We start from the raw sequence: 26,314 nt of genomic DNA, 5'->3' as shown, positions 1-26,314 counted from the left end.
CTCCGTTTCATCAAGTAGCCGAGCCCCATGTCCGAGCCACGCAAGATCCTCGTCACCAGCGCCCTGCCCTATGCCAATGGTTCGATCCATCTTGGCCATATGCTTGAGTACATCCAGACCGATATGTGGGTGCGCTTCCAGAAGCATCGCGGCAATCAATGCATTTATGTCTGCGCGGACGACGCCCACGGTTCGGCCATCATGTTGCGCGCCGAAAAGGAAGGCATCACCCCGGAACAACTGATCGCCAATGTGCAGGCTGAACACAGCGCCGACTTTGCCGAGTTCCTGGTGGATTTCGACAACTTCCACTCGACCCACTCCGACGAGAACCGCGAGCTGTCGAGCCAGATCTACCTACGTTTGAAAGACGCCGGGCACATCGCCCAGCGCTCGATCACGCAGTATTTCGACCCTGAAAAGAAAATGTTCCTGGCCGACCGCTTCATCAAGGGCACCTGCCCGAAATGCGGCACCGAAGACCAGTACGGCGACAACTGCGAAAAATGCGGTGCAACTTATGCACCGACAGACTTGAAGGATCCCAAGTCGGCGATCTCCGGCGCCACCCCGGTGCTCAAGGACTCCCAGCACTTCTTCTTCAAGCTCCCGGACTTCCAGCAGATGCTGCAAAGCTGGACGCGCAGCGGCACGCTGCAGGACGCCGTGGCCAACAAGATCGCCGAATGGCTGGATGCCGGCCTGCAGCAGTGGGACATCTCCCGCGATGCGCCGTACTTCGGCTTCGAGATCCCGGGCGAGCCGGGCAAGTACTTCTATGTGTGGCTGGACGCGCCGATCGGCTACATGGCCAGCTTCAAGAACCTGTGCGATCGCACGCCTGAGCTGGACTTCGATGCCTTCTGGGCCAAGGATTCCACCGCCGAGCTGTACCACTTCATCGGCAAGGACATCGTCAACTTCCACGCCCTGTTCTGGCCGGCGATGCTTGAAGGTTCGGGCTACCGCAAGCCAACCGGCATCGCGGTGCATGGCTACCTGACGGTCAACGGCCAGAAGATGTCCAAGTCCCGTGGCACCTTTATCAAGGCGCGCACCTACCTGGACCACCTGTCGCCGGAATACCTGCGCTACTACTACGCCTCCAAGCTGGGCCGTGGCGTCGATGACCTCGACCTGAACCTGGAAGACTTCGTACAGAAGGTCAACTCGGACCTGGTCGGCAAGGTCGTCAACATCGCCAGCCGTTGCGCCGGGTTTATCCACAAGGGCAACGCCGGTGTACTGGTGGCCGAGAACGCCGCGCCGGAACTGACGGAAGCGTTCCTGGCCGCTGCGCCAAGCATCGCCGACGCCTATGAAGCCCGCGACTTTGCCCGCGCCATGCGCGAGATCATGGGCCTGGCCGACCGCGCCAACGCGTGGATCGCCGACAAGGCGCCGTGGTCGCTGAACAAGCAGGAAGGCAAGCAGGCGGAAGTCCAGGCGATCTGCGCCACGGGCATCAACCTGTTCCGCCAACTGGTGATCTTCCTCAAGCCGGTGCTGCCATTGCTGGCCGCGGATGCCGAGGCGTTCCTCAATGTGGCGCCGCTGACCTGGAACGATCACGCCACCTTGCTCAGCAACCATCAGTTGAACGAGTTCAAGCCGCTGATGACCCGTATCGACCCGGTTAAAGTCCAGGCCATGACCGACGCTTCGAAAGAAGACCTGGTCGCCAGCCAGACAGACACCGGCTCGGCTGCGCCAGCCGGCAACGGTGAGCTGGCCAAAGATCCGATCTCGCCGGAAATCGACTTTGATGCCTTCGCTGCCGTGGACCTGCGTGTCGCGCTGATCGTCAAGGCTGAAGCCGTGGAAGGGGCCGACAAGCTGCTGCGCCTCACACTGGACATCGGTGACGAGCAACGCAACGTGTTCTCCGGGATCAAGAGCGCTTACCCAGACCCGTCCAAGCTCGACGGTCGGCTGACCATGATGATCGCCAACCTCAAGCCACGGAAAATGAAGTTCGGTATTTCCGAAGGCATGGTCATGGCGGCCGGCCCTGGCGGCGAAGAGATCTACCTGCTGAGCCCTGACAGCGGCGCCAAGCCGGGTCAACGGATCAAGTAAGCCCATGGGCCTGCTGCAAGCGAATTAGGTCTACTGTAGGAGCCCGGCTTGCCGGGCTCCTACAACTCCACAACACGCCCGTTCGCTCAACGGCATGCCAATGATCACCCCATGAATCTGATTCAACGTATCGACGCGCTGCTGCCGCAAACCCAGTGCGGCAAATGCGGGCATCCCGGCTGCAAACCCTACGCCGAGGGTATTGCTCAAGGCGAGGCGATTAACAAGTGCCCGCCTGGCGGACAGGAGACCATTGCTGGCCTTGCGCAACTACTGCATGTGCCAGTGCTGGAACTGGATACCAGCCGAGGGGAAGCGCCGGCCCAGATCGCCTATATTCGCGAGGCCGAGTGCATCGGCTGTACCAAATGCATCCAGGCCTGCCCGGTGGATGCCATTGTTGGCGCGGCCAAGCTGATGCACACCGTGCTCATCGACGAGTGCACCGGCTGCGACCTCTGCGTTGCGCCATGCCCCGTAGACTGCATTGAAATGCGCCCGACAGCGACCGTATTGCCAATTGTCGGCGGCCTGGCCGCCAATGATCAGCAACGCCATGAACGAGGGCTCAAGCGCGACCGCGCAAGGCGGCGTTATGAACATCGCAATGCGCGGCTGCAGCGGGAAGAAGCGCAAAAACTCGCCGAACGCCTGGCTCGGGCCAAACGCTCAGTACCGGTTTTACCTGTAGAGGTCGGTACCGCACAGGATGCGGCGATAAAAAAAGCCAAAATCACGGTCGCAATGAGTCGCGCCCAACTGCATAAATCCTTGAAGGCTTTCGGTCACCCGCCAACCTATGAACAACAGGCGCAGTTGATTGTCCTGCAGCAGCAGTACGAAGCAGCAGAACAAGCGCTGGCGACCCTGGAACCGGGCACCGCATCGAAGGCCGTCGGTACGACCATGAATATGGCTGACCTGAAACGCGCCAAAATCCAGCTGGCGATGCGCCGTGCGGAATTGAAGAAAGCCCAGGACTTGAACGCCGACGCGCAGCAACTGGCCGAGGCACAACATAACCTCGACGAGGCGCAGCGCCAAGTCGATGCCCATGGCAACATCTGATCCGCAAAAACCTGCTGCGTGTATTACTACAATCCCGCCGACTGACTCCTAGGAACGCCCCACCCCATGAACGCCGCAAAACGCCTGGAAATTTTCCGCAGGCTTCACGAAGACAATCCGGAACCCAAGACCGAACTGGCTTACACCACGCCGTTCGAGTTGCTGATTGCGGTGATCCTGTCGGCGCAATCCACCGACGTAGGCGTCAACAAGGCCACGGCGAAGCTGTATCCCGTGGCGAACACGCCGGAAGCGATTTATGCCCTGGGTGTGGACGGGTTATCGGAGTACATTAAGACCATTGGCCTGTACAACAGCAAGGCCAAGAACGTTATCGAGACGTGCCGCCTGCTGGTCGAGCGGCATGGCAGTCAAGTGCCGCAAACCCGTGAAGAACTGGAAGCCCTGCCGGGCGTTGGCCGTAAGACCGCTAATGTGGTGCTCAACACCGCATTCCGGCAACTGACCATGGCCGTGGACACCCACATATTCCGGGTCAGCAACCGCACCGGCATCGCCCGCGGGAAGAATGTGGTGGAGGTGGAAAAGCAGCTGATGAAGTTCGTGCCCAAGCCCTATCTGCTGGACTCCCACCACTGGCTGATCCTTCACGGGCGCTATGTTTGCCAGGCTCGCAAGCCGCGTTGCGGTAGCTGTCGCATCGAAGACTTGTGCGAATACAAGGAAAAGACGTCCGACGATTGAGGGATCATTGGTTTTCTCGATCAGTCGATTGAAAAAATCTTTTTTACCGGATCATGGATTATCGTTATAAGGAGCGCCAACGGCAGTCTTAGCCCGGAGTGAACCTTATGAGCACTGGCAAAGAACAACTGGAAGTGGAAGACGACCTCGTTGAATCGGATGACGATGTGGCCGAGGCACCAGTGGCAGAGGTCGCCAAGACCAATTTGAGCAAACGCCGCACCATCGACAACCTTTTGGAAGAAAGACGCTTGCAAAAACAGCTGGCCGATTACGACTTCGATCTCTGATCGAGCGGTTGACGGCCGGAAGCCTCCCTCACGGAGGCTTTTTTCTGCCGTTTATCCAAGCAATGCGTGGTGCGCTGCCCTCTTCTATACCAAGCCGTTACGCTGGGCCAGTTCAATCAGGTCTACGAGGGAGCGTGCGTTCAGCTTGAGCAGCAAACGTGTCTTGTAGGTGCTGACGGTCTTGTTGCTGAGGAACATGCCGTCGGCGATCTCCTTGTTGGTTCGGCCCCTGGCCAGCTGCTGTAATACCATCATTTCCCGTCCCGACAGGCGCTCGACCATATCAGCCTCACTGGCATTGCCCATGGTGGAGCGTACCGAGTTCAGCGCCTGGTTCGGGAAGTAGCTGTAGCCCGACAAGACCGCCTTGATCGCACTCAGCAACTCGGTCAGGTCCTGTTGCTTGCACACGTAGGCGGCAGCCCCCGCCTGCATGCAGCGCATGGAAAAATGGCCAGGGGCCTGGGACGTAAGCACCAGCACCTTGAACGGCGCAGGTTGTTTGGTAGAGGACAGCCGGCAAATAACTTCCAGGCCATCAAGTTTGGGTATCCCAATATCCAGTATGACAATGTCCGGCATATGCTCCCGCGCAAGTTGCAACGCATCGACACCGTTATCGGTCTCGGCAACGACCTCATAACCATGACGTTCCATTAGCATACGCACAGCAAGACGAATGACGGGATGATCATCCACGATCAGCACTTTATTCATGAGAAAGTCCAATTTCGCTGTTCGAATTATTTAGAGCAAGCACAATAGCCTAGTCGTTTACTAGTTGGCATAGCATTCACCCCCAAGCATTAGCAAGCAGAGACCCAACCCACAGCGATAAAGGAATTGGCCTACAAAAAAACGCCGTCTCGGACGTATCCAGTTTTATGGATCCTTTCAGACCTTTCCGGGGACTTACATACTTTGAGTGAAATATCCATGGCGTATGGGGGGCAGGGTAAACGCGCCGCACGTAACTCTCAGGAAATGCCCCTTGCCTCTGGCCTGCTGCCGAGAAACCCAGCAAGAAAAAACGAGTCGGTTTAGTTCCATTCAACATATCCACTTACTTCCATATTTCCTACAGACCATTCTGCGATTTATATATTCGCGGTACTTACATGAGTGAATTTTCTGTAAGACCAGTTCCTACGCAGATGTAAAAAATTCATTCCCCCTACAAACTTTCAACAACAATTCATTCAAGGCCTTCATTTGAGAGAGACCTCGGCCAAAAACATCAACACATGTTTAAGCGTTATAAACACCACAAGTACCGACAAAAACCCAGGCAAAAAAAATGGCCCCTTGTACAAGGGGCCATTCTTCACAGCGCGCGCAAACTTAGAACAACGAGCGACCTTTGTTGGCCGCAATGCGCATGCGCAATGCGTTCAACTTGATAAAGCCTGCTGCGTCCGCCTGATTGTAGGCGCCGCCGTCTTCTTCGAACGTGGCGATGTTGGCATCGAACAGCGAGTCATCGGACTTGCGACCGGTCACAATCACGTTGCCCTTGTACAGCTTCAGGCGCACAACGCCGTTCACGTGGGCCTGGGAAGCGTCGATCATCTGTTGCAGCATCAGACGCTCAGGGCTCCACCAGTAGCCGGTGTAGATCAGGCTGGCGTACTTGGGCATCAACTCGTCTTTGAGGTGAGCCACTTCGCGGTCCAGGGTGATGGACTCGATGGCGCGGTGGGCACGCAGCATGATGGTGCCGCCCGGGGTTTCGTAGCAGCCACGGGACTTCATGCCCACGTAGCGGTTCTCGACGATGTCGAGACGGCCGACGCCGTGTTCGCCACCGATACGGTTCAGGGTCGCCAGTACGGTGGCCGGGGTCATTTCGACGCCGTCCAGCGCGACGATGTCGCCGTTGCGGTAGGTCAGTTCCAGGTACTGGGCCTTGTCAGGAGCGTTCTCGGGGGAGACGGTCCATTTCCACATGTCTTCTTCGTGTTCGGTCCAGGTGTCTTCCAGCACGCCGCCTTCATAGGAGATGTGCAGCAAGTTGGCGTCCATCGAGTACGGGGACTTCTTCTTGCCATGACGCTCGATCGGGATCGCGTGCTTTTCAGCGTAATCCATCAGCTTTTCACGGGACAGCAGGTCCCATTCACGCCAAGGAGCAATCACTTTCACGCCTGGCTTGAGTGCATAGGCGCCCAGTTCGAAACGTACCTGGTCGTTGCCCTTGCCGGTAGCGCCATGGGAAATGGCATCGGCGCCGGTTTCGTTGGCGATTTCAATCAGGCGCTTGGCGATCAGCGGACGTGCGATGGAAGTACCCAGCAGGTACTCGCCTTCGTAGACGGTGTTGGCGCGAAACATCGGGAAGACGAAATCGCGGACGAACTCTTCGCGCAGGTCGTCAATGTAGATCTCTTTCACGCCCATGGCTTGCGCCTTGGCACGTGCAGGTTCGACCTCTTCGCCCTGACCCAGGTCAGCGGTGAAGGTCACCACTTCACAGTTATAAGTATCCTGCAGCCACTTGAGGATCACCGAAGTGTCCAGGCCGCCGGAATACGCGAGAACGACCTTGTTTACGTCGGCCATGCCATCACTCCACGGGGTTGTACGGAAAGGCGTCGATTCTACCGACCAAAACCGTGAATTTACAGGGGCGCGACAGCAAATGAAGATAAAGCGACAGATTATGTCGAACGGGCGACTGATGGTCGCACCTGATGCTGGCACTTTATGACGTGTGCGCAGGGTTGCTCGGGCCCGTAGCCTGGGGGGCCGGTTTCTCGGGGGCGGCCACGCGCTCCAGCTGGATATTGACCCGACGATTGCGCGCCCGGTTGGCCGCATTGGTGTTGGGCGCCAGCGGGTAGCTTTCGCCATGAAAGCGCAGGGTGACCTGGGATTCCTGGACGCCATTGGCTTTGAAGTAGTCCATCACCGCCAAGGCGCGGCGGCGCGAGACATCGCGGTTGGTCAGGCGGTTGCCACTGTTGTCCGAATGGCCATTGAGCTCGATATGGTTGACGGTGGGGTCGGCTTTCATGAACGCGAGAATCACGTCGAGTTTCTTCTTGGCAGCCGCGTCCAGCTCGATGCCGCCACCGGGGAATCCGACTTCGGTCTGTTTGACCTGATCGTAATTCATCGGCAACAGCTTGGTGGTACACAACTGGTAGTCGTTGTAGGCCTTGTTGAATTTGACCGGCAACAGGCGGATTTCCGAGTAACCGCCTTCACGTCCGTAATGGCGAACGGTCGGGCTACGCCCTTCCAGCAAGCCATTGAACAGCCGCCCGGCCTGGGCCTGGGAGCTGTTGAACAACACGTCGCCACTGCCGGCACGCACGGCGCCGAGGTTGATATCACCACGCCCCGGCTGCCAAGGGGCGGCGGCGGCCAGCAACGTGGCCGAGCCCGCACCCAGCGAGCCGTTATAGGCTTTGAGACGAAACGTCGCCTGCTCGCCGGCCCGGCGCACGAACTCACCCGAACCGAAGTCGGTGATCGGCTGGGTCAGGCGGCACTCGAACTGGTCCCCTTCTACCTTCCACTCAATATTCTCCAGACGTGTCTGGAACGTGAGGGCCATCGCAGGCAGGCTGGCGAACACACTGAGCAGGGCTAGATAATGCTGGCGCACGGGAGGCTCCACTGGTTTCTACAACACTTCAAAGCGTCATACATCGATAAGGCATACGAAAGGCTATCGGTTGCCTCCTGCAAAACTTGATAGCGAGTGCCTGCAAGAGTCTTTTCCGGTAGCATTCCCACCAGATTGACCCGCCTGGAATCCCCAATGTCCGACCGCCTGACCCTGCTGCGTCCCGACGACTGGCATATTCATCTTCGCGATGGTGCTGCGTTACCCCACACCGTGGCCGATGTAGCGCGCACCTTTGGCCGCGCCATCATCATGCCTAACCTGGTACCTCCGGTGCGTAACGCCGAGCAAGCCGATGCCTATCGCCAGCGAATCCTCGCTGCACGACCGGCCGGCAGCCGCTTCGAACCGTTGATGGTGCTCTACCTCACCGACCGCACCCAGCCCGAGGAAATTCGCGAGGCCAAGGCCAGCGGTTTCGTGCACGCCGCCAAGCTGTACCCGGCGGGCGCGACCACCAACTCCGATTCCGGCGTGACCAGTATCGACAAGATCCTGCCAGCCATCGAAGCCATGGCCGAAGTCGGCATGCCGCTGTTGATCCACGGTGAAGTCACCCGTGGCGACGTGGACGTGTTCGATCGCGAGAAGATCTTCATCGACGAACACATGCGCCGTGTGGTCGAGCTGTTCCCGACCCTCAAGGTGGTGTTCGAGCACATCACCACCGCCGATGCCGTGCAGTTTGTCACCGAGGCCTCGGCCAACGTCGGCGCGACCATCACTGCGCATCACCTGCTGTACAACCGCAACCACATGCTGGTGGGCGGGATTCGGCCGCACTTCTATTGCCTGCCAATCCTCAAGCGCAACACCCATCAGGTGGCCTTGCTGGATGCTGCGACCAGCGGCAACCCGAAGTTCTTCCTCGGCACCGATTCCGCGCCCCACGCCCAGCACGCCAAAGAAGCGGCGTGCGGCTGTGCCGGTTGCTACACCGCCTATGCAGCCATCGAGCTGTACGCCGAAGCGTTCGAACAGCGCAACGCGCTGGACAAGCTCGAAGCGTTCGCCAGCCTCAACGGCCCGCGTTTCTACGGCCTGCCGGTGAATACCGACCGCATCACCCTGGTTCGTGAAGACTGGACCGCCCCTGCCAGCCTGCCGTTTGGCGAGCTGACCGTTATCCCGCTGCGCGCCGGTGAAACACTGCGCTGGCGCCTGCTGGAGGAAAGCAAGTGAGTGAAGACCATTACGACGACGAACATGAGCACAGTGGTGGCGGTTCCCGTCACCCGATGGCCGAGCGGTTTCGCGGTTATCTGCCAGTCGTCATCGACGTAGAAACCGGTGGTTTCAATTGCGCCACCGACGCACTGCTCGAAATCGCCGCGACCACCATCGGCATGGATGAACAGGGCTTTGTGTTCCCGGAACACACCCACTTCTTCCGTGTCGAGCCGTTCGAAGGCGCCAACATCGAAGCGGCCGCCTTGGAGTTCACCGGGATCAAGCTCGATCACCCACTGCGCATGGCGGTGAGTGAAGAAGCGGCGCTGACCGATATCTTCCGCGGCGTGCGCAAGGCGTTGAAGGCCAATGGCTGCAAACGCGCGATTCTGGTTGGCCACAACAGCAGCTTCGACCTGGGCTTCCTGAATGCCGCCGTGACGCGGTTGGACATGAAGCGCAACCCGTTCCACCCGTTCTCCAGCTTTGACACCGCGACCCTCGCCGGCCTGGCTTATGGCCAGACGGTATTGGCGAAGGCCTGCCAGGCAGCCGGTATCGACTTTGACGGTCGTGAGGCCCATTCGGCCCGCTACGACACAGAGAAGACCGCCGAGCTGTTCTGCGGCATCGTCAACCGCTGGAAGCAGATGGGCGGCTGGGAAGACTTCAACGACTGACACCGCAAGCTTTTGTAGTGAGCGGGCTTGCCCCGCGCTGGGTGGCGAAGCCGCCCCAAACCCAGGCGCCTCGGTACTTCTGAGAAACCGAGGTGGCCTTATTGGGGCGGCTTCGCCACCCAGCGCGGGACAAGCCCGCTCACTACAGTCGTTTCCCGCGTATAAAAAAACCGGCCTTCTCAGGCCGGTTTTTTTTCACCGTGAAACTGGCTTACAGCTTGCCAGCGTTCTCGGTCAGGTAAGCCGCAACGCCTTCTGGCGAAGCATTCATGCCTTTGTCGCCTTTTTTCCAGTTGGCAGGGCAGACTTCGCCGTGCTCTTCGTGGAATTGCAGTGCGTCGACCAGGCGGATCAGCTCTTCCATATTACGGCCCAGTGGCAGGTCGTTGATGATCTGGGAGCGAACAACGCCCTTGTCATCGATCAGGAATGCGCCACGGAACGCTACGCCGCCTTCGGACTCAACGTCGTAGGCCTTGGCGATGTCGTGCTTCATGTCGGCAGCCATGGTGTATTTGACTTTGCCGATGCCGCCATCGTTGATAGCCGTGTTGCGCCAGGCGTTGTGGGTGAAATGAGAGTCGATGGAAACGGCTACCACTTCAACGTTGCGCGCCTTGAAATCGTCCATGCGGTGGTCCAGAGCGATCAGCTCCGAAGGGCAGACGAAGGTGAAGTCCAGCGGGTAGAAGAACACCAGGCCGTATTTGCCTTTGATGGCTTCAGACAGTTTGAAGCTGTCAACGATTTCGCCATTGCCGAGAACGGCTGGAACGTCGAAATCCGGGGCTTGTTTGCCGACGAGTACGCTCATTGGGTATCTCCTGATGTAAGGGTGACGATTGAAGTAAAAGGACCGGCCCTGAGTCTGCCGTTTATAAGCGACAGCCCTGTGACGCAGTCACGCTTCGTGAAGACCGGCCATCATACACTGAAAAAACCGTTCGTCAGTGCGGGCGCGATGCCAGCAAATACCTGGCGAATCTACTTTGACAATCATTCTCGTTAACATTAAGATCCATCGCACTTAAGCCTTAACCCGCGATGGTTCTCCCTTATGTATGTGTGCCTCTGTACTGGCGTCACCGACGGACAAATCCGCGAAGCAATCTACGAAGGTTGCTGCAGCTACAAGGAAGTACGTGAAACCACCGGTGTGGCCAGCCAGTGTGGCAAATGTGCTTGCCTCGCCAAGCAAGTGGTACGGGAAACCCTGACGCAGCTGCAGACAGCCCAGGCCGCGCTCCCCTATTCAGCAGAATTTACACACGCCTGATTTGGCCTATTTTAGAGAACCGGACTTAGTGTCCGGTTTTTTTATGCCCGAAATTCAATTAGTTAGCGCCAAGACGCGGAACACAAACATTCTTATTCCGATTAATTTTCATTTATTATTCAATAACTTAGGTTTGACACTAGGGATTGCGCCGCTCAAACTCCGCTCTATATACAGCTATTACAGGGCAGGACCCCAGTCATGAAAGGCGACATCTCAGTCATCCAGCAACTCAACAAAATCCTTGCCAATGAACTGGTCGCGATCAATCAGTACTTTCTGCATGCGCGCATGTACGACGATTGGGGCCTGGAAAAGCTGGGCAAGCGTGAATACAAAGAATCGATCAAGGCCATGAAGGACGCTGACGCGCTGATCAAGCGCATCCTGTTCCTGGAAGGCCTGCCAAACGTGCAGGACCTGGGCAAGCTGAACATCGGCGAACACACCCAGGAAATGATCAGCAGCGACCTGGGTTTTGAGCGCAAGAGCCACAGCGATCTCAAGGCCGCCATCGCTCACTGCGAACTGACCGGCGACTACGGTAGCCGTGAACTGCTGGAAGATATCCTGGAAGACCAGGAAGAACATATCGACTGGCTGGAAACCCAACTGGGCCTGATCGACAAAGTCAGCCTGGAAAACTACCTGCAATCGCAGATGGGTGAATAACCCATCAGCACGCAGGCATAAAAAAGCCCCGCTCTCATACGAGAAGCGGGGCTTTTTATTGCGTCCGGATCAAGCTTCAGTCTTGGCTGCCGCTTTTGCCGCTGCATCTTTGATCAACGACTGCAACGAACCGTCTGCGGCCATTTCAGTGATGATATCGCTACCGCCGACCAGCTCACCGGCGACCCACAGTTGTGGGAACGTAGGCCAGTTGGCGTACTTCGGCAGGTTGGCGCGGATTTCAGGGTTTTGCAGGATATCCACGTAAGCGAATTTCTCGCCACACGCCATGATGGCCTGGGACGCCTTCGCGGAGAAACCGCACTGAGGAGCGTTGGGTGCGCCCTTCATGTAAAGCAGAATGGTGTTGGCAGCAATCTGCTCTTTGATCGTTTCGATGATATCCATGGAACACCTCGGCTGGAACTTTGCGACTCACAGGTCGGCACGGTGGCGCATTGTAACGCAAAATCCCAGCGAGGTGCTCAGGCGGCTGCTACCTGGACCGGAACACCATTGAGCGCCGCATTGCCCGACAACTCGTCCAATTGCCGTTCGTCGGTCAGGTCATTCGCGCTCGCTCCGGGTTGCGCGCTGGCGATGCCCATCTGGACGCCCGGGCGACCATGGCCCCAGCCGTGGGGCAGGCTGACGACACCAGGCATCATGTCCAGGCTGGAGACAACGTCCACCTCGATCATGCCAATCCGAGAACTCACCCGCACCCGCTGGCCATCCAGTAAACGCCGGCTGGCCAGGTCGTCAGGATGCATCAGCAATTGATGACGCGGCTTGCCCTTCACCAGCCGGTGATAGTTATGCATCCAGGAATTATTGCTGCGCACATGGCGACGGCCGATCAGCAACAGTTCGTCGGCCACAGGCCCCGGCTGCGCGGCAAACCGCACCAGGTCGGCGAGGATAACTGCCGGCGCCGCCTGCACCTTGCCATCAACGGTTTTCAGACGCGCGGCAAGGTTGGGCTGAAGCGGCCCCAGGTCCACGCCATGGGGATGGTCGGCCAGCATCGCCACCGATAATTTGTGGCTGGAGGCATCACCGTAAGCGCCCGCGCGCAGCCCGAAATCGATCATCTGCGCCGGCGGCATCGTCGGCTTGAGTGTGGCGCCGGTCTGAGCCGCAAAGGCCTTGGCCAGCCCGACGAAGATTTCCCAGTCATGCAGCGCACCCTCGGGCTTGGGCAAGATCGCCTGGTTGAAACGGGTGACGTTACGCACCGCGAACATATTGAAGGTCGTGTCGTAGTGATCGTTTTCCAATGCTGACGTGGACGGTAGAATCAAATCGGCATACCGCGTGGTCTCGTTGATATAGAGGTCGACGCTGACCATGAACTCCAAGCCATCCAGGGCTTGCTCCAACTGCCGCCCGTTAGGCGTCGACAACACCGGATTACCGGCCACTGTCACCAACGCGCGGATTTGTCCTTCGCCTTCAGTGAGCATTTCTTCCGCCAGGGCCGACACCGGCAACTCGCCACCGTACTCCGGACGCCCGGAAACCCGGCTCTGCCAGCGATTGAAATGCCCGCCACCGGTTGACGCCACCAGATCCACTGCGGGCGTGGTGCACAAGGCGCCACCCACACGGTCGAGATTGCCAGTCACCAGGTTGATCAGTTGCACCAGCCAATGGCACAGCGTGCCGAACGCCTGGGTTGATACGCCCATGCGCCCGTAGCACACCGCTTTGTCCGCTGCGGCAAAGTCGCGTGCCAATTGACGTATCTGCTCGGCGGGCACCGCGCATTGACGGCTCATGGCCTCGGCGGTAAACCCGGCGATCACGCGGCGTACATCCTCCAAGCCTTCAACCGGCAAATGGCTGTCGCGGGTCAGGTGCTCGGTAAACAAGGTGTTGAGCACCCCGAACAACAGCGCCGCATCACCGCCTGGGCGCACGAACAGATGCTGATCAGCCATCGCCGCCGTCTCGCTGCGCCGTGGGTCGACCACCACCACTTTACCGCCCCGCGCCTGGATCGCCTTGAGGCGCTTTTCCACGTCGGGCACGGTCATGATGCTGCCATTGGATGCCAGCGGGTTGCCGCCCAGGATCAGCATGAAGTCGGTGTGGTCGATGTCCGGGATCGGCAGCAACAGGCCGTGGCCGTACATGAGGTAGCTGGTGAGGTGATGGGGCAGTTGGTCGACCGAGGTGGCGGAAAATCGATTGCGCGTCTTCAACAGGCCGAGGAAGTAGTTGCTGTGGGTCATCAGCCCATAGTTGTGCACGCTGGGGTTGCCCTGATACACCGCCACCGCATTCTGCCCGTGGCGCGCCTGAATGCCCGCCAACCGTTCGGCTACAAGCGCGAAAGCCTCATCCCAGGCGATCGGCTGCCATTCGGTACCCACCCGCAACATGGGCTGGTGCAGGCGGTCAGGATCATTCTGGATATCCTGCAGCGCTACGGCCTTGGGGCAGATATGCCCTCGACTGAAACTGTCCTGGGCATCGCCCTTGATCGAGGTGATCGCCAGGCTGCCGTCGTCGGCTCGGGTGGTTTCCAGCGTCAGGCCGCAGATGGCTTCACACAGATGGCAGGCACGGTGGTGGAGAGTCTTGGTCATGGCCAGTCTCTTATAAGGGCTTTGGTCCAACTATGGGCCGCGACCGGCACGCGCGCCACCAACGTTCGCCCCGTGAATCGACAAGCATCAGGCCAGGCCATGGCTAAGCATGAGCAAATGTTTCAGAAACCTCACACACTCGCGCTGAAACCGACGCAGCCTGGCCTGCAGCCGCCCCCGCGCATTGCAAAAGGTTGCTACGCCAGTGTACAAATGGCCCGCTGCTGTCTGGAATTCGTCTTCAAAAGCGCCTTGGCGCCCTGCTTGAACACCCTTTAAAAACGTAGCCCTATTGGTAAGACGCGACATTTAATTATAAGATCGCGCCTTCCCCTATTTCGTCGCCCCGTGCGGCTTTCGCCGCAGGTCTCGCCCGTTGTCACAATAAACAAGGCTTTGAGTATCTGCGGTCTGTTGCAAAAAGGTAGTTAATGATGAGCGCAAGGCACTTTCTCTCCCTGATGGATTGCACGCCCGAAGAGCTGGTCAGCGTGATCCGTCGAGGCATTGAGCTTAAAGACCTGCGTAACCGCGGCGTACTGTTCGAGCCTTTGAAAAACCGCGTGCTCGGGATGATTTTCGAGAAGTCGTCAACCCGCACTCGCGTATCTTTCGAAGCCGGCATGATTCAACTGGGCGGCCAAGCCATCTTCTTGTCCTCGCGCGACACCCAACTGGGCCGTGGCGAGCCGATCGCCGACAGCGCGAAGGTCATGTCGAGCATGCTCGACGCCGTGATGATCCGTACCTTTGCCCACAGCACCGTGACCGAATTTTCCGCCAACTCCCGCGTACCGGTGATCAACGGCCTGTCCGATGACCTGCACCCGTGCCAGTTGCTGGCCGACATGCAAACCTTTCTTGAGCACCGCGGCTCGATTCAGGGCAAGACCGTGGCGTGGATCGGCGACGGCAACAACATGTGCAACAGCTATATAGAAGCGGCGATCCAGTTCGACTTCCAATTGCGCGTTGCCTGCCCGGAAGGCTATGAGCCTGATGCGCGCTTCCTGGCGCAGGCCGGTGACCGCGTGACCCTGGTTCGCGACCCGCGTGACGCGGTGATCGGCGCGCACTTGGTGAGCACCGACGTCTGGACCTCCATGGGCCAGGAAGACGAAACCACCAAGCGCCTGGCCCAGTTCGCCCCGTATCAAGTGAACCGCGCCCTGCTCGACCTGGCCGCGCCGGACGTGTTGTTCATGCACTGCCTGCCGGCGCACCGTGGCGAAGAAATCAGCCTTGACCTGCTCGACGATCCGCGTTCGGTCGCCTGGGACCAGGCCGAGAACCGCCTGCACGCGCAAAAAGCCCTGCTCGAATTCCTCGTCCCGCCGTCGTACCACCACGCATGAGCCAGCCATTACTGCTGAACCTGCGCAATCTGGCATGCGGCTATCAAGATCAACGGGTGGTGCAGAACCTCAACCTGCACCTGAATGCCGGCGATATCGGTTGCCTGTTGGGCTCTTCGGGCTGCGGCAAGACCACCACGCTGCGCGCCATTGCCGGGTTTGAGCCGGTGCACGAGGGTGAAATCAGCCTGGCGGGCGAAGTGATCTCCAGTGCCGGGTTCACCCTGGCGCCGGAGAAACGCCGCATCGGCATGGTGTTTCAGGACTACGCACTGTTTCCTCACCTCAGCGTGGCCGATAACATTGCGTTCGGCATTCGCAAGCATCCGCAGAAAGACCGCGTGGTCGCTGAGTTGCTGGAACTGGTGAACCTGAAGAACCTGGGCAAGCGCTTTCCTCATGAACTTTCCGGCGGCCAGCAGCAACGCGTCGCCCTTGCCCGCGCTTTGGCGCCGGAGCCGGCCCTGTTATTGCTGGACGAACCGTTCTCCAACCTGGATGGCGAGTTGCGACGCAAGCTCAGCCACGAGGTGCGCGATATCCTCAAGGCACGCGGCACCAGTGCGATTCTGGTGACCCATGATCAGGAAGAAGCCTTCGCGGTCAGCGACCAGGTCGGTGTTTTCAAGGAGGGCCGCCTTGAGCAGTGGGACACGCCCTACAACCTCTATCACGAACCGCAGACGCCCTATGTCGCCAGCTTTATCGGCCAGGGTTACTTCATTCGTGGCCAGTTGAGTTCGCCGGAATCCGTGAGCACCGAACTCGGCGAGCTACGCGGCAACCGCGCCTACACCTGGCCTACCGGCGGCGCGGTGGACGTGCTGCTGCGCCCGGATGACATCGTCTACGCTCCAGACAGCACGCTGAAAGCGCAGATCGTCGGCAAGACGTTCCTGGGGGCGTCTACCTTGTACCGCCTGCAACTTCCGACAGGCGCGCAATTGGAGTCGATTTTTCCCAGCCACGCCGACCATCAGGTGGGGGCGGATGTAGGAATTCGGGTGGCGGCTGAGCATCTGGTGTTGTTTCAGGCGTCAGGGAGTACAGCAGCGCAAATCCCTAAAATCGAATCCGGCGTACGCCGCTACAGCCCCGCGCACTGACAAAACCGAATCCAAAAATGTGGGAGCTGGCTTGCCTGCGATAGCATCAACGCGGTGTAACTAACACACCGAGGTGCCTGCATCGCGGGCAAGCCCGGCCCACACATGGGTTATCCACAACCTTCCATAGTAGATTCAGGCCCGGCCAATCGGCGCGAATTTGGCCTGGGTATGCTCAGCCAGCACCGCCGCCGACAACTCCACTTCCAACCCCCTCCGCCCCGCACTTACAAAAATCGTCGCGAACGGCTGCGCCGTCACATCGATAAACGTGCGCAACCGCTTCTTCTGCCCCAGCGGGCTGATGCCGCCTAGCAAGTAACCCGTAGAGCGCTGCGCCGCTGCCGGGTCGGCCATTTCGACTTTTTTCACCCCGGCAGCGTGCGCCAGCCCCTTCAGGTCGAGACTTCCGACGACCGGCACCACCGCCACCAACAATTCGCCTTTCTCACTGCTCGCCAGCAAGGTCTTGAACACCTGCGCCGGATCGAGGCCCAACTTCTCCGCGGCCTCCAGGCCATACGAAGCCGCCTTGGGGTCATGTTCGTAACTGTGGATACGATGTTCGGCGCGAACTTTTTTCAACAAATCCAATGCAGGCGTCATGGTGTCTCCGGGCATGGCAAACAGATGGCCGATTCTAGGCCAAGCCCACGCAAAACGCTCTAGTACGCCCGCTCTTAAGGTACACACGCAAGATGACAAGCGTGATCATTCACCAGACCAATAGTTTGAAAGTGACTGATAGTTCACTTTCGACCTTTGACAGCGGTCATTCTTGTCTATATTTTTTCGTTTCCGAATGCTGTAGGAATAGTCCGCAGCATTCAAGCAGTAAGCCGTGTCCGGGATGGGGATCCTTGCCACGGTGAAAATCGCGCAATAACCCGTTGAGGTTGTGCGCTAGACAAGAACAACAACTGAGGTTTTCCATGACAACTGCTCTTCAACAGCCTTCACTTTCGAGCCAATGTATGGCCGAGTTCCTGGGGACTGCGCTTCTGATCTTCTTCGGTACGGGATGTGTCGCTGCGCTCAAGGTCGCGGGTGCCAGCTTTGGCTTGTGGGAGATCAGTATCATCTGGGGGGTGGGCGTCAGCATGGCGATCTACCTGAGCGCCGGCATTTCCGGGGCGCACCTGAACCCCGCCGTCAGTATTGCACTGTGCATTTTCGCCGACTTCGACAAACGTAAACTGCCCTTCTATATCCTCGCCCAGATCGCCGGTGCCTTCTGCTCGGCCGCGTTGGTGTACACCCTCTACAGCAACCTGTTTTTCGATTACGAACAAACCCACCATATGGTCCGCGGCACGCAAGCCAGCCTGGAACTGGCGTCGGTGTTTTCCACCTACCCCCATGCGCTGCTGAGCACCGCCCAGGCCTTCCTGGTGGAAATGGTCATCACCGCGATCCTGATGGGCGTGATCATGGCCCTCACCGATGACAACAACGGCCTGCCACGCGGCCCGCTGGCCCCGCTGCTGATCGGCCTGCTGATTGCGGTGATCGGCAGTGCCATGGGCCCGCTGACAGGCTTCGCGATGAACCCGGCGCGGGATTTTGGGCCCAAGCTGATGACCTTTTTCGCCGGCTGGGGTGAAATGGCCTTTACCGGTGGCCGCGATATTCCTTACTTCCTGGTACCGATTTTCGCGCCGATTGTTGGCGCATGCCTCGGTGCTGCAGCGTATCGCGGGCTGATTGCCCGTCACCTGCCAAGCACCGCACCTGCTATAGCTGAAGAAACACCTGACACGGCTGTCAACGGCAAAACCCGTATTTCCTGATCACGCCAGCCTGGCCGCTCCTGCCCTTTTGCGGCCCGGCTGACTACCGACTTTCTTATTTTCCAAGGCATTCGACATGACCGATATTCAGAATAAGAACTACATCATCGCCCTTGACCAGGGCACCACCAGCTCCCGCGCGATCATCTTTGATCGTGACGCCAACGTGGTCTGCACCGCCCAGCGTGAATTCACCCAGCACTACCCACAGCCGGGCTGGGTCGAGCATGACCCGATGGAAATCTTCGCCACCCAGAGCGCGGTGATGGTCGAGGCCCTGGCCCAGGCCGGCCTGCACCATGATCAGGTCGCCGCCATCGGCATCACCAACCAGCGTGAAACCACCGTGGTGTGGGACAAAATCACCGGTCGCCCGATCTACAACGCCATCGTCTGGCAATGCCGCCGCAGCACCGAGATTTGCCAGCAACTCAAGCGCGACGGCCACGAGCAATACATTAATGACGCCACCGGCCTGGTCACCGACCCGTACTTCTCCGGCACGAAGCTCAAGTGGATCCTCGACAATGTCGAAGGCAGCCGCGAGCGTGCGCGCAACGGCGAGCTGCTGTTCGGCACCATCGACAGCTGGCTGATCTGGAAATTTACCGGCGGCAAGACCCACGTCACCGACTACACCAACGCCTCGCGCACCATGCTTTTCAACATCCACACCCTTGAGTGGGATGCGAAGATGCTGGAGATCCTCGACGTGCCGCGCGAAATGCTGCCGGAAGTGAAGTCGTCGTCGGAAATCTACGGCCGCACCAAAAGCGGCATCGCTATCGGCGGTATCGCCGGCGACCAGCAGGCTGCACTGTTCGGCCAAATGTGCGTTGAAGCAGGCCAGGCCAAGAACACCTACGGCACCGGCTGCTTCCTGCTGATGAACACCGGCGACAAAGCGGTGAAATCCAAGCACGGCATGCTTACCACCATCGCCTGCGGCCCGCGTGGCGAAGTGGCCTACGCCCTGGAAGGTGCCGTATTCAACGGCGGCTCCACCGTGCAATGGCTGCGTGACGAGCTCAAGATCATCGCCGACGCCACCGACACCGAATACTTCGCCAGCAAGGTCAAGGACAGCAACGGCGTGTACCTGGTCCCGGCGTTCACCGGCCTGGGCGCGCCGTACTGGGACCCGTATGCCCGCGGCGCCCTGTTTGGCCTGACCCGCGGCGTACGCGTGGATCACATCATTCGTGCGGCCCTGGAGTCGATTGCCTACCAGACCCGCGACGTGCTCGACGCCATGCAACAGGACTCCGGCGAACGCCTCAAAGCCCTGCGTGTGGACGGCGGCGCGGTGGCCAACAACTTCCTGATGCAGTTCCAGGCCGATATCCTCGGCACCCAGGTCGAGCGCCCGCAAATGCGCGAGACCACTGCATTGGGCGCCGCGTACCTGGCAGGCCTGGCCTGCGGCTTCTGGGGCAGCCTGGATGAATTGCGCGGCAAGGCGGTGATCGAACGCGAATTCGAACCGCAGTTGGACGAAGTCGCCAAGGAGAAGCTCTACGCCGGCTGGCAAAAAGCGGTAAGCCGTACCCGCGACTGGGAACCGCACGAAGGCGCTGAATAAGCCAAGCGCCGGATCCATATAGGGTTGTAACTGGCAGGGAGCGGATTCCTGCGTCATCATGGGCCACTTTTGTATGGCAGCCCAAAGGACGCCCCATGAATCTGCCTCCCCGCCAGCAACAAATCCTCGAACTGGTCCGCGAACGCGGCTATGTCAGCATCGAGGAAATGGCGCAGCTATTCGTTGTCACCCCGCAAACCATCCGCCGCGATATCAACCAGCTGGCGGACGCCAATCTGCTGCGCCGCTACCACGGCGGCGCGGCCTATGATTCCAGTGTCGAAAACACCGCGTACGCCATGCGTGCCGACCAGATGCGCGACGAGAAACAGCGCATCGGCGAAGCCATCGCGGCGCAAATCCCCGATCACGCGTCGCTGTTCATCAATATCGGCACCACCACCGAATCCATCGCCCGTGCGCTGCTCAACCACAACCACCTGAAAATCATCACCAACAACCTCAACGTCGCCACCATGCTCAGCGCCAAGGACGACTTCGACGTGTTGTTGACGGGCGGTAATGTGCGCCGTGACGGCGGCGTGGTGGGCCAGGCGAGTGTCGACTTCATCAACCAGTTCAAGGTCGACTTTGCCTTGGTGGGTATCAGCGGTATCGATGAAGATGGGAGCTTGCTCGACTTTGACTACCAGGAAGTGCGGGTTTCCCAGGCGATTATCGCCAATGCGCGCAAGGTCATCCTGGCGGCCGACTCCAGCAAATTCGGGCGCAACGCCATGATTCGCCTGGGGCCGATCAGCCTGGTGGATTGTCTGGTGACCGACCAACAGCCGGTGCCGGCGCTGGTGCAATTGTTGAATGAGCATAAGGTCAGATTGGAAGTAGTGTGACCTGTAGTGAGCGGGCTTGCCCCGCGCTGGGTGGCGAAGCCGCCCCAATATGGCCACCGCGGTGCATCTGATCGACTGCGGCGCCTGGGTTCAGGGCGGCTTCGCCACCCTGCGCGGGGCAAGCCCGCTCACTACATAAGTAGCTCCGCCCTCCCATTGATGTTCACAAATTTTCCTTTACCCGCCCTTCGATGAGTTTTTTCAATCGAAGTCAGGTGGCTGTGCGCGCGTTTATCCGCTACTATTTTCGCAAATGAACATTAATGTTCGAATTCCAATACGAAAAAGATCGCGAGGCCAGCCGATGAATCCTTCTACCTTGCCTGCTCCACCGCTTGCCGAAGTCTATGACGTTGCCGTTATCGGCGGCGGAATCAATGGCGTCGGCATTGCAGCAGACGCAGCCGGTCGCGGTTTGTCGGTTTTCCTTTGTGAAAAGGATGACCTGGCCAGCCACACCTCTTCCGCTAGCAGCAAGCTGATCCACGGTGGCCTGCGCTACCTTGAACATTACGAGTTCCGCCTGGTGCGCGAAGCGTTGGCCGAACGCGAAGTGCTGCTGGCCAAGGCCCCGCACATCGTCAAGCAGATGCGTTTCGTGTTGCCGCACCGCCCGCACCTGCGTCCAGCATGGATGATCCGCGCCGGCCTGTTCCTGTACGACAATCTTGGCAAGCGCGAAAAGCTCGCCGGCTCTAAAAGCCTCAAGTTCGGCCCGGACAGCCCACTGAAAAGCGAAATCACCAAAGGCTTCGAGTACTCCGATTGCTGGGTCGATGACGCCCGCCTTGTCGTCCTGAACGCCATGGCCGCCCGCGAAAAAGGTGCGCACATCCACACCCAGACCCGTTGCGTCAGCGCCCATCGCAGCAAGGGCCTGTGGGAAATGAACATGGAACGCGCCGATGGCAGCCTGTTCTCGATCCGTGCCCGCGCACTGGTGAACGCCGCTGGCCCATGGGTGGCCAAGTTCATCAAGGATGACTTGAAACTGGATTCGCCCTACGGCATCCGTTTGATCCAGGGCAGCCACCTGATCGTGCCGAAACTCTACGAAGGTGCCCACGCGCACATCCTGCAGAACGAAGACCAACGCATCGTTTTCACCATTCCGTACCTGAACCACCTGACCATCATCGGCACCACCGACCGCGAATACACGGGCGACCCGGCTGCAGTTGCGATCACCGAAGGTGAAACCGACTACATGCTCCAAGTGGTCAACGCACACTTCAAGAAGCAACTGAGCCGCGACGACATCGTTCATACCTACTCTGGCGTGCGCCCGCTGTGCAACGACGAGTCGGACAACCCGTCGGCCATTACCCGCGACTACACGCTGGCGCTGTCCGGCGGCACGGGTGAGGCACCGATCCTGTCGGTGTTTGGCGGCAAGCTGACCACCTATCGCAAGCTCGCCGAATCGGCGATGGCGCAACTGGCGCCGTATTTCACCCAGATGCGCCCGAGCTGGACCGCCAGGGCCAGCCTGCCCGGCGGCGAGGACATGACCACGCCAGAAGCCTTGGCCGAGGCCATTCGCAACAAATTCGACTGGGTACCGAGTGAAATCGCCCGCCGTTGGTCAACCACTTATGGCAGCCGCACATGGCGCTTGCTGGAAGGCGTGCAATCGATCGCTGACCTGGGCGAGCACCTGGGTGGCGGCCTGTATACCCGAGAAGTCGATTACCTGTGTGCTGAAGAGTGGGTGACCCAGCCTCAAGACATACTGTGGCGTCGTACCAAGCTGGGCCTGTTCACCACTGCGCAAGAACAGGAGAACGTGCAGCGTTATCTGTCCAAGGTCGAGCAGAACCGCAGCAAGATTGAAGCGGCCTGACTGCCAATAACAACAAAAGCCCCTGCACCGTGAGGTCCAGGGGCTTTGTTTTGCATTCGGTTTTCCGAACGCGACAGCCAGCCCTATTCGGTTTGCCGGACCCGGAGATACGGTTTTTTCTGACATATAAAGTTAATTTTCTTAAAAATCATAGCTTTAAGCTTTTAGTACCGGTCTGGCACGACTCATGCTCTACACTCTTGGACGATTGCCTGAGACGCCTCAGGAGCCGTTACGGGCATTCGCTGTACAAGAGAGCCGTTTAGCCGGCTTCATAAAAAAAACAAATGTCGAGGAAGTATTGATGCGCATCGTTCCCCATATTCTGGGCGCAGCTATCGCTGCTGCTCTGATCAGCACTCCAGTTTTCGCCGCCGAACTCACCGGCACGCTGAAAAAGATCAACGACTCCGGCACCATCACTCTCGCTCACCGCGACAGCTCCATTCCGTTTTCCTACATCGCGGATGGTTCGGGCAAACCAGTGGGCTACTCCCACGACATTCAGTTGGCGGTCGTCGAGCAACTGAAAAAAGACCTGAACAAACCCGACCTGAAGGCCAAGTACAACCTGGTGACTTCGCAAACCCGTATTCCGCTGATCCAGAACGGCACCGCGGACCTCGAGTGCGGCTCCACCACCAACAACGCCGAACGCGCCCAACAAGTTGATTTCACCGTCAACATTTTCGAAATCGGCACCCGTCTGCTGGTCAAGAAAGACAAGGATGGCAAGCCGAGCTACGCCGACTTCGCTGACTTGAAAGGCAAGAACGTCGTGACCACCGCTGGCACCACGTCCGAGCGCATCCTCAAGTCGATGAACGCCGACAAGCAGATGGGCATGAACGTCATCTCCGCCAAAGACCACGGCGAATCCTTCCAGATGCTGGAAAGCGGCCGTGCCGTTGCCTTCATGATGGACGACGCCCTGCTGGCCGGTGAAGAAGCCAAGGCCAAGAAGCCGGGTGACTGGGTCATTACTGGTACTCCACAGTCCTTTGAAGCCTATGCTTGCATGGTGCGTAAAGACGACCCAGCCTTCAAGAAGGCTGTCGATGACGCCATTGTCGCCCTGTACAAATCCGGCGAAATCAACAAGATCTACAGCAAGTGGTTCGAGAGCCCGATCCCACCCAAAGGCCTGAACCTGAACTTCCCGATGAGCGAAAAGGTTAAGGCTTTGATCGCTACTCCGAGCGACAAACCGGCTCCGGAAGTAAAAATCTGATACCTGACTAAGCTTATGTCCTGAGGGAGCCAACCCTCCCTCAGGCGTCTGTTACTACCTGCTGGCAATACATTGGAACACTCGACCTGGCGGTTTTCGAGCCGATCGTGTGTGCCTGGCGTTCACCGTCGGGCGGGAAAGGATCTTCCCCAAGCGGGTGCTTGTACATCGATCGATTTCGGGGGAGACCCTAATGAATTACAACTGGGACTGGAGCGTGTTCTTCAAGTCCACTGGCGTGGGCAGCGAGACTTATCTCGACTGGTACATCGCCGGCTTGGGCTGGACCATCGCCATCGCTGTCGTGGCATGGATTATCGCCTTGCTGCTGGGGTCCATTCTGGGCGTCATGCGCACCGTGCCGAACCGTCTCGTAGCGGGCATTGCGACCTGCTATGTGGAACTGTTCCGTAACGTGCCGCTGCTGGTTCAGCTGTTCATCTGGTATTTCCTGATACCCGACCTGCTGCCGCAGAACCTGCAAGACTGGTACAAACAAGACCTCAACCCGACTACTTCGGCTTACCTGAGCGTCGTCGTGTGCCTGGGCCTGTTCACCGCCGCCCGGGTGTGTGAGCAAGTACGTACCGGTATCCAGGCGCTTCCGCGTGGCCAGGAATCAGCTGCACGTGCCATGGGTTTCAAGCTGCCGCAGATCTACTGGAACGTGCTGCTGCCCCAGGCCTACCGGATCATCATTCCGCCACTCACTTCGGAATTCCTCAACGTCTTCAAGAACTCCTCCGTGGCGTCCTTGATCGGCCTGATGGAACTGCTGGCACAAACCAAGCAGACCGCCGAGTTCTCGGCCAACCTGTTTGAGGCCTTCACCCTGGCCACGCTGATCTACTTCACCCTGAACATGAGCCTGATGCTGCTGATGCGCATGGTCGAGAAGAAAGTCGCGGTGCCCGGCCTGATCTCCGTGGGGGGTAAATAATGGACTTCGATTTCAGCGGCATCATCCCCGCCATCCCCGGCCTGTGGAACGGCATGGTCATGACCTTGCAGTTGATGGTCATGGGCGTGGTCGGCGGTATCATCCTGGGTACGATCCTGGCGCTGATGCGCCTGTCGTCCAGCAAACTGCTGTCCCGCGTGGCCGGCGCTTATGTGAACTACTTCCGCTCGATCCCGCTGCTGCTGGTGATCACCTGGTTCTACCTGGCGGTGCCGTTCGTGCTGCGCTGGATCACCGGCGAAGACACCCCGATCGGTGCGTTCACCTCCTGCGTCGTGGCCTTCATGATGTTCGAAGCCGCGTACTTCTGCGAAATCGTGCGGGCCGGCGTGCAGTCGATCCCCAAGGGCCAGATGGCGGCGGCACAGGCGATGGGCATGAGCTATGGCCAGACCATGCGCCTGATCATCCTGCCCCAGGCGTTCCGCAAGATGACCCCGTTGCTGCTGCAACAGTCGATCATCCTGTTCCAGGACACCTCGCTGGTCTACACCGTGGGCCTGGTGGACTTCCTCAACTCCGCCCGCTCGAACGGCGATATCATCGGCCGCTCCAATGAGTTCCTGATCTTTGCCGGTGTCGTCTACTTCATCATCAGCTTTTCCGCCTCGCTGCTGGTCAAGCGTCTGCAAAAAAGGTTTGCCGTATGATCTCTATCAAGAACATCAACAAGTGGTATGGCGACTTCCAGGTGCTGACCGATTGCAGCACTGATGTCAAAAAAGGCGAAGTGATCGTGGTGTGCGGGCCGTCCGGCTCGGGCAAGTCCACCCTGATCAAGTGCGTCAACGCGCTGGAGCCGTTCCAGAAGGGCGACATCGTGGTCGACGGCACCTCCATCGCCGACCCGAAGACCAACCTGCCGAAACTGCGTTCACGCGTGGGCATGGTGTTCCAGCACTTCGAGCTGTTCCCGCACCTGACCATCACCGAAAACCTGACCATCGCGCAGATCAAGGTGCTTGGCCGCAGCAAGGAAGAAGCCACCAAGAAGGGCCTGCAACTGCTTGAGCGCGTGGGCCTGTCGGCGCACGCCCACAAGCACCCGGGCCAGCTTTCTGGCGGCCAGCAACAACGTGTGGCCATTGCCCGCGCCTTGGCCATGGACCCGATCGTCATGCTGTTCGACGAACCGACCTCAGCCCTCGACCCGGAAATGGTCAACGAAGTACTGGACGTAATGGTGCAACTGGCCCACGAAGGCATGACCATGATGTGCGTGACCCACGAAATGGGCTTCGCCCGCAAAGTGGCCGACCGCGTGATCTTCATGGACGCCGGCAAGATCATCGAAGACTGCCCGAAAGAAGAATTCTTCGGCGACATCAGCGCCCGCTCCGAACGCGCGCAGCACTTCCTTGAGAAAATCCTGCAGCACTAAAACAGCATTGTTCTCCCTTTGAGAACCCGGCTAGTGCAGGCACTGGCTT

Annotated in this window: 25 protein-coding genes; 18 read left to right on the top strand and 7 right to left on the bottom strand. The window is 58.9% G+C overall.

Annotated features, from left to right (window positions below; genetic code table 11):
• Window positions 1-27: 27 nt before the first annotated feature.
• The 4 genes from metG to AB4O35_RS11790 all read left to right on the top strand — a co-directional run bounded on the left by metG (window position 28) and on the right by AB4O35_RS11790 (window position 4,142).
• A complete protein-coding gene (gene metG, locus AB4O35_RS11805) occupies window positions 28-2,079 on the top strand; it encodes a methionine--tRNA ligase (protein WP_065872512.1) in 2,052 nt (683 codons plus the stop codon).
• Window positions 2,080-2,127: 48 nt separating this feature from the next.
• Entirely contained in the window at window positions 2,128-3,147 is a 1,020-nt protein-coding gene (gene rsxB, locus AB4O35_RS11800; RefSeq protein WP_256530429.1) for an electron transport complex subunit RsxB, read from the top strand.
• Between the two features lie 66 nt (window positions 3,148-3,213).
• On the top strand, window positions 3,214-3,852 hold the full coding sequence (nth, locus tag AB4O35_RS11795) for an endonuclease III (protein ID WP_065872514.1): 639 nt from the start codon (window positions 3,214-3,216) through the stop codon (window positions 3,850-3,852).
• Window positions 3,853-3,959: 107 nt separating this feature from the next.
• Window positions 3,960-4,142, top strand: coding sequence for a PA3496 family putative envelope integrity protein (locus AB4O35_RS11790; RefSeq protein WP_058423775.1), 183 nt, complete (start codon window positions 3,960-3,962; stop codon window positions 4,140-4,142).
• 84 nt (window positions 4,143-4,226) lie between these two features.
• On the opposite strand, the gene AB4O35_RS11785 is transcribed toward AB4O35_RS11790, so the two are convergent.
• The 3 genes from AB4O35_RS11785 to AB4O35_RS11775 all read right to left on the bottom strand — a co-directional run bounded on the left by AB4O35_RS11785 (window position 4,227) and on the right by AB4O35_RS11775 (window position 7,752).
• Window positions 4,227-4,859, bottom strand: coding sequence for a response regulator (locus AB4O35_RS11785; RefSeq protein WP_460149600.1), 633 nt, complete (start codon window positions 4,857-4,859; stop codon window positions 4,227-4,229).
• Window positions 4,860-5,483: 624 nt separating this feature from the next.
• Window positions 5,484-6,701: an argininosuccinate synthase gene (locus AB4O35_RS11780; RefSeq protein WP_065872515.1), complete on the bottom strand. Its 1,218-nt coding sequence runs from the start codon at window positions 6,699-6,701 to the stop codon at window positions 5,484-5,486.
• Between the two features lie 142 nt (window positions 6,702-6,843).
• Window positions 6,844-7,752: a flagellar protein MotY gene (locus AB4O35_RS11775; RefSeq protein WP_065890430.1), complete on the bottom strand. Its 909-nt coding sequence runs from the start codon at window positions 7,750-7,752 to the stop codon at window positions 6,844-6,846.
• A gap of 156 nt (window positions 7,753-7,908) precedes the next feature.
• Between AB4O35_RS11775 and pyrC the strand changes: the two genes are divergently transcribed.
• A complete protein-coding gene (pyrC, locus tag AB4O35_RS11770) occupies window positions 7,909-8,955 on the top strand; it encodes a dihydroorotase (RefSeq protein ID WP_049709751.1) in 1,047 nt (348 codons plus the stop codon).
• Window positions 8,952-9,623: a ribonuclease T gene (gene rnt, locus AB4O35_RS11765; protein ID WP_017137041.1), complete on the top strand. Its 672-nt coding sequence runs from the start codon at window positions 8,952-8,954 to the stop codon at window positions 9,621-9,623. The genes pyrC and rnt overlap by 4 nt, the downstream gene beginning before the upstream one ends.
• Before the next feature lie 211 nt (window positions 9,624-9,834).
• Here rnt and AB4O35_RS11760 read toward each other — a convergent pair whose 3' ends face one another.
• Complete coding sequence (locus AB4O35_RS11760; protein ID WP_003172097.1) at window positions 9,835-10,437, bottom strand: peroxiredoxin; 603 nt, start codon at window positions 10,435-10,437, stop codon at window positions 9,835-9,837.
• 243 nt (window positions 10,438-10,680) lie between these two features.
• Here AB4O35_RS11760 and AB4O35_RS11755 point away from each other — a divergent pair, with 243 nt between their 5' ends.
• A complete protein-coding gene (locus tag AB4O35_RS11755; protein ID WP_010564137.1) occupies window positions 10,681-10,899 on the top strand; it encodes a bacterioferritin-associated ferredoxin in 219 nt (72 codons plus the stop codon).
• A gap of 201 nt (window positions 10,900-11,100) precedes the next feature.
• Window positions 11,101-11,571, top strand: a complete 471-nt coding sequence (gene bfr, locus AB4O35_RS11750; RefSeq protein ID WP_065872518.1) for a bacterioferritin — start codon at window positions 11,101-11,103, stop codon at window positions 11,569-11,571.
• Between the two features lie 69 nt (window positions 11,572-11,640).
• On the opposite strand, the gene grxD is transcribed toward bfr, so the two are convergent.
• Both grxD and AB4O35_RS11740 read right to left on the bottom strand, forming a co-directional pair.
• Window positions 11,641-11,979 (bottom strand): Grx4 family monothiol glutaredoxin, encoded by a 339-nt coding sequence (gene grxD / locus AB4O35_RS11745; RefSeq protein WP_049709752.1) that lies wholly within the window; start codon window positions 11,977-11,979, stop codon window positions 11,641-11,643.
• 77 nt (window positions 11,980-12,056) lie between these two features.
• Window positions 12,057-14,165, bottom strand: a complete 2,109-nt coding sequence (locus AB4O35_RS11740) for a molybdopterin oxidoreductase family protein (RefSeq protein WP_065872519.1) — start codon at window positions 14,163-14,165, stop codon at window positions 12,057-12,059.
• A gap of 434 nt (window positions 14,166-14,599) precedes the next feature.
• Here AB4O35_RS11740 and argF point away from each other — a divergent pair, with 434 nt between their 5' ends.
• Together argF and AB4O35_RS11730 are read left to right on the top strand one after the other, a co-directional pair.
• Window positions 14,600-15,520, top strand: coding sequence for an ornithine carbamoyltransferase (argF, locus tag AB4O35_RS11735; protein ID WP_065872520.1), 921 nt, complete (start codon window positions 14,600-14,602; stop codon window positions 15,518-15,520).
• Entirely contained in the window at window positions 15,517-16,626 is a 1,110-nt protein-coding gene (locus tag AB4O35_RS11730; RefSeq protein ID WP_065872521.1) for an ABC transporter ATP-binding protein, read from the top strand. The genes argF and AB4O35_RS11730 overlap by 4 nt, the downstream gene beginning before the upstream one ends.
• A 135-nt stretch (window positions 16,627-16,761) precedes the next feature.
• On the opposite strand, the gene ybaK is transcribed toward AB4O35_RS11730, so the two are convergent.
• Window positions 16,762-17,232, bottom strand: a complete 471-nt coding sequence (gene ybaK, locus AB4O35_RS11725; RefSeq protein WP_065872522.1) for a Cys-tRNA(Pro) deacylase — start codon at window positions 17,230-17,232, stop codon at window positions 16,762-16,764.
• A gap of 326 nt (window positions 17,233-17,558) precedes the next feature.
• On the opposite strand from ybaK, the gene AB4O35_RS11720 reads away from it, so the two are divergent.
• From AB4O35_RS11720 to AB4O35_RS11685, 8 genes are all read left to right on the top strand, one after another.
• A complete protein-coding gene (locus AB4O35_RS11720) occupies window positions 17,559-18,416 on the top strand; it encodes an MIP/aquaporin family protein (protein ID WP_065880101.1) in 858 nt (285 codons plus the stop codon).
• A gap of 76 nt (window positions 18,417-18,492) precedes the next feature.
• Window positions 18,493-19,998: a glycerol kinase GlpK gene (glpK, locus tag AB4O35_RS11715; RefSeq protein ID WP_065872523.1), complete on the top strand. Its 1,506-nt coding sequence runs from the start codon at window positions 18,493-18,495 to the stop codon at window positions 19,996-19,998.
• Window positions 19,999-20,093: 95 nt separating this feature from the next.
• Window positions 20,094-20,849 (top strand): DeoR/GlpR family transcriptional regulator, encoded by a 756-nt coding sequence (locus AB4O35_RS11710; protein ID WP_049709759.1) that lies wholly within the window; start codon window positions 20,094-20,096, stop codon window positions 20,847-20,849.
• Window positions 20,850-21,153: 304 nt separating this feature from the next.
• A complete protein-coding gene (gene glpD, locus AB4O35_RS11705; protein WP_065872524.1) occupies window positions 21,154-22,692 on the top strand; it encodes a glycerol-3-phosphate dehydrogenase in 1,539 nt (512 codons plus the stop codon).
• 304 nt (window positions 22,693-22,996) lie between these two features.
• Window positions 22,997-23,923 carry a glutamate/aspartate ABC transporter substrate-binding protein gene (locus AB4O35_RS11700; protein WP_049709761.1) on the top strand — a complete coding sequence of 309 codons (927 nt, stop codon included), beginning with the start codon at window positions 22,997-22,999 and terminating at the stop codon, window positions 23,921-23,923.
• A 193-nt stretch (window positions 23,924-24,116) separates the two neighbouring features.
• Window positions 24,117-24,863 carry an amino acid ABC transporter permease gene (locus tag AB4O35_RS11695; RefSeq protein WP_065872525.1) on the top strand — a complete coding sequence of 249 codons (747 nt, stop codon included), beginning with the start codon at window positions 24,117-24,119 and terminating at the stop codon, window positions 24,861-24,863.
• A complete protein-coding gene (locus tag AB4O35_RS11690; RefSeq protein ID WP_065872526.1) occupies window positions 24,863-25,534 on the top strand; it encodes an amino acid ABC transporter permease in 672 nt (223 codons plus the stop codon). Before AB4O35_RS11695 ends, AB4O35_RS11690 begins: the two co-directional genes overlap by 1 nt.
• Window positions 25,531-26,265: an amino acid ABC transporter ATP-binding protein gene (locus AB4O35_RS11685; protein ID WP_049709764.1), complete on the top strand. Its 735-nt coding sequence runs from the start codon at window positions 25,531-25,533 to the stop codon at window positions 26,263-26,265. Before AB4O35_RS11690 ends, AB4O35_RS11685 begins: the two co-directional genes overlap by 4 nt.
• The last annotated feature ends 49 nt before the right edge of the window (window positions 26,266-26,314 follow it).

Source organism: Pseudomonas sp. H1_A03 (assembly GCF_054685145.1).
Note: the sequence above shows the minus strand (reverse complement) of the source record. Positions and strands in the feature narration are given on the sequence as shown.